Source organism: Nitratidesulfovibrio liaohensis, assembly GCF_011682075.1.
Lineage (GTDB): Bacteria > Desulfobacterota > Desulfovibrionia > Desulfovibrionales > Desulfovibrionaceae > Cupidesulfovibrio > Cupidesulfovibrio liaohensis.
This window is the reverse complement of the sequence record NZ_VSMK01000281.1, coordinates 1-3,664: the sequence shown is the minus strand read 5'-3', so window position 1 is coordinate 3,664 and position 3,664 is coordinate 1. Positions and strand designations below refer to the sequence as shown.

General features: G+C 67.7%; 3 protein-coding genes. 2 read left to right on the top strand and 1 reads right to left on the bottom strand.

Going from position 1 to position 3,664, the window contains the following annotated elements:
* Positions 1 to 1,327: chemotaxis protein CheA (locus FVW27_RS10300; protein ID WP_167124889.1), on the top strand; the 1,327-nt coding region annotated here is incomplete at its 5' end.
* 86 nt (positions 1,328 to 1,413) lie between these two features.
* On the opposite strand, the gene FVW27_RS10295 is transcribed toward FVW27_RS10300, so the two are convergent.
* Positions 1,414 to 2,370, bottom strand: a complete 957-nt coding sequence (locus FVW27_RS10295) for a hypothetical protein (RefSeq protein WP_167124887.1) — start codon at positions 2,368 to 2,370, stop codon at positions 1,414 to 1,416.
* Between the two features lie 251 nt (positions 2,371 to 2,621).
* Between FVW27_RS10295 and ybgF the strand changes: the two genes are divergently transcribed.
* A complete protein-coding gene (gene ybgF, locus FVW27_RS10290; protein WP_167124886.1) occupies positions 2,622 to 3,476 on the top strand; it encodes a tol-pal system protein YbgF in 855 nt (284 codons plus the stop codon).
* Positions 3,477 to 3,664: the final 188 nt, after the last annotated feature.

Here is a 3,664-nt window from a genome sequence, read left to right as displayed (position 1 = left end):
GGCCAAGCCTGCGGTCCCGGCCGCTCCTGCCAAGCCCGCAACTCCTGCCGCCCCGTCTGCCCCCTCCGCCCCATCGGGCGGTCAGGGCGGTGCAGCCGCGGCGCAGGCTCAGCAGGCCGGAACGGCCAAGGCCTCGTCCACCATCCGCGTGGATCACGAGAAGCTGGACCACCTGATGAACCTCATCGGCGAACTGATCATCAACCGCAACCGTTACACCATGCTGGCCCGCAGGCTGGAGGACGACACCAACGTCGTCATCGCCGAAGTGGCCCAGGACCTGTCCGAAACCACCTACGCCATGGCGCGCATTTCGGACGACCTGCAAGACACCATCATGAAGGTGCGCATGGTGCCGGTGTCCTCGGTGTTCTCGCGCTTCCCGCGCCTGGTGCGCGACCTGTCGCGCAAGAGCGGCAAGGAAGTGGACCTGATCCTGGAAGGTGAGGAAACGGAACTGGACAAGAGCGTTGTGGAAGTCATCGGCGACCCGCTGGTGCACCTCATCCGCAATGCCGTGGACCACGGCGTGGAGTCCGAGGACGAGCGCGTGGCCAAGGGCAAGAAGGCCAAGGGCAAGGTGACCCTGCGCGCCTACCACAAGGGCAACTCCGTCGCCATCGAGATCGAGGACGACGGCAAGGGCATCGACCCGGAAAAGATGCGCGAAGTTGCCGTGCGCAAGGGCATCATCACCCCCGACGAAGCAAAGGCCATGGACGACCGCGAAGCCATGGAACTCATCTTTGCCCCCGGGTTCTCCTCGGCAGAGAAGATCACCGACATCTCCGGGCGCGGCGTGGGCATGGACGTGGTGCGCACCAACATCAAGAACCTGAAGGGCAGCGTCAGCATCCATTCGGAAATCGGCAAGGGCACCCGCTTCACCCTGTCCCTGCCGCTGACCCTGGCCATCATCGACGCGCTGATGGTCAACGTGGCGGGCGAGATGTACGCCATCCCGCTGGACGCCGTGTCCGAAACCACCAAGATCGAGGCGCGCCGTCTGACCGACGTCAAGGGCCGCAAGGCCGTGACCCTGCGCGGCGAAGTGCTGGGCATCGCCTCGCTGTCCGAACTGCTGGGCCTGCCCAAGGGCGACAAGCAGGACGTGCTGTCCGTCGTCGTCATCCACGACAACGACCGGCGCCTGGGCCTGGTGGTGGACCGCCTGCTGGAACGGCAGGAAATCGTCATCAAGCCCCTGGGCGCCTATCTTGGCGACCTCAAGGGCATCTCCGGCGCGACCATCATGGGCGACGGCAGCGTCATCCTGATCCTGGATCCGCACGAAGTGTACATGATGGCTACTTCAAAGGCCATTTAAGCTCCGTTTAGTCTTTGCCATAAAAGCAGAACGCCCCCGTCCGGCAGCACCGGGCGGGGGCGTTTTCTCGTGGATTCGGGAATGCGCTACATGGGCGCGTGCAGCCGCACCACATGGGCCAGGGTGCTGGCCTCGCAGCCGCAGGCGATCATCAGTAGCACCAGCGCGGTCACGATGCCCACCTTGTGGCGCAGCGGCGTGGCGGAACGGATCACCGTCCCCCACAGGCCGCAGGCGGCCAGCGGCAGCACCAGGGTGCCGATCAGCGGCAGCAGGGGGGGCAGAACGGTCAGGTCCGGGCTGGTCAGCGTGGCGGCGCGGTACAGCACGTACACGCCCACCGGCAGGGCGCACAGGGTGCCGCCCAAGGCCCAGCGGGCGCACACCCCAAGGGCGTAGTTGTAGTAGTCGCGGCCAAAGTCGTCCTTGTCGCGTCGGGTCAGCAGCCAGGCCAGGCACAGCGCACCGGCGGCACCCGCCGCCACGAAGGCCGACTGCCCCAGCACCGGCCACAGCAGCGAATCCGCAGGGGCGGCGATGAGGGCGCTCATGGTATCGGCGGGGGATGCGGCGGAAGGCAGGGGATGCCCCGGCAGCAGCAGGGCGCGGGTCAGGGCGAAGCCGGTCACCGTGGCCTCCAGGCCCCCGATGCCCGCGGCCAGACCCACGAAGCGGTGCATGACCGAACCCCGGATGTGCCGCCAGCCGAACAGGTAGATGCCCGCGCAGGCCAGGGTGCCCGCCAGCAGGGCGGGCGGGGCCAGCAGGGGCACGCGGAACGGCCCTTCCATCAGGTCGGGCTGCATCTGCACCATGCGGACCATGACTGCCACGGCCACCGCCAGCAGTACCGCGGCGGCCAGGGTGGCCAGCAGTGCGCCCTGGCGGGCCAGCTTGTCGGGAAAGGCGGTGCGCTTGACCACGGACATGCGCTGCCAGGCCAGGCACAGGAACGGCAAGCCCGTCACGCCCAGCAGCAGGCAGGCCAGAATGCCGCCCGGCAGTGCCAGCGACCAGACGGCGGCATCGGGAAACAGGATCATTCGTTACAGCTCCGTTGGGGTGATGCGGCGGCGCGCAAGGGCGTTGCCGCACCGGTCTTGTGCCCCAAAACCGCTTGGGGCGCAAGGGCGCGGGCCGATGTGCCAGCCTCTTGCGGCAGCGCAGGGGCGGGCGATACCGCGCGCTACCCGACCAGAGCGCGGCGGCGTGTGGATTTCCTTGAAAAAATGGCGGCCATCGCCTATTGAGTGTACAGTTCCGTCAACGTACACGGCCAGTTCGGAGATTCCTCATGCAGCATCGGCGGCTTCGCACCTCGGCGGCATTGCTTGTTCCGGCCCTTCTTTTCGCCACGATCCTGTGCTCCGGCTGCGCCGGGCAGGGGGGGGCGCAGGGCAGCACCGAATGGCGGCTGCGCATGCTGGAGGAAAAGTACCTTTCCTACGAAGAAGCCCGCAAGACCCGCGACGGCTCGGTGGACGAGCGGCTGCGCGCGCTGGAGGAAAAGCAGGCCGCACTGTCCGCCCGCGTGGACGGCGACCGCGAATCCGATGGCCGTAGGCTGGACGCGCTGGAAGGCGCACTGGCGGGCAAGGCGGGCGGGGCGAGCGGGGCTACTCCTGTGGCGTCGATGCCCGCCACGGCTTCGGAGGGCACACCGCCTGTCGATGCCGATGATCTTGGCACGGGCGGGCGCCGCATCCAGCCGGAACCCGTCAAGGCCGCTCCCGTCGCCAAAGCCGCACAAAAGCCGGAACCCAAGCCCGCCAAATCCGTTTCGGACAAGGCCGCCTACGAATCCGCCCTTAACCTGCTGCAACGCGGCAAGACCGACGAGGCCCGCGTGCGCTTCGAAGGGTTTCTGGGCGATTACCCCAACAGCGCGCTGGTCCCCAACGCCTTGTACTGGAAGGGCGAGGCCCTGTACGCCCAGCGCCGCTACGCCGATGCCATCGTGGCCTTCAAGGAGGTCACGGCGCGCTTTCCCAAGCATCACAAGGCGGCGGATTCCCTGCTCAAGACGGCGTTGGCCTACAAGCAGTTGGGGGATGACGAGAACGTGCGCTTCCACCTGAAGGCGTTGCGTGAAGATCACCCCGATTCCCCGGCCGCCAAGCTGGCCCGACAGCGCTTTCCCAACGGGTAAGCAGCCCACGCCCCGCCATGGCTTCCCAGCCACCTGCTCCCGACCGCCCGGATAGTACGGTTTTGCGTACCATGCCGCCCGGCCCCGCCGCGCTGCCCGCCTTTGCCGACCTGGATGCGGCGGGCCGCGCCGAATTGTGGGCTGCTCTGGCCCTGCGCCACAGCCCCGGTATCGGGCCGCGCACGGTG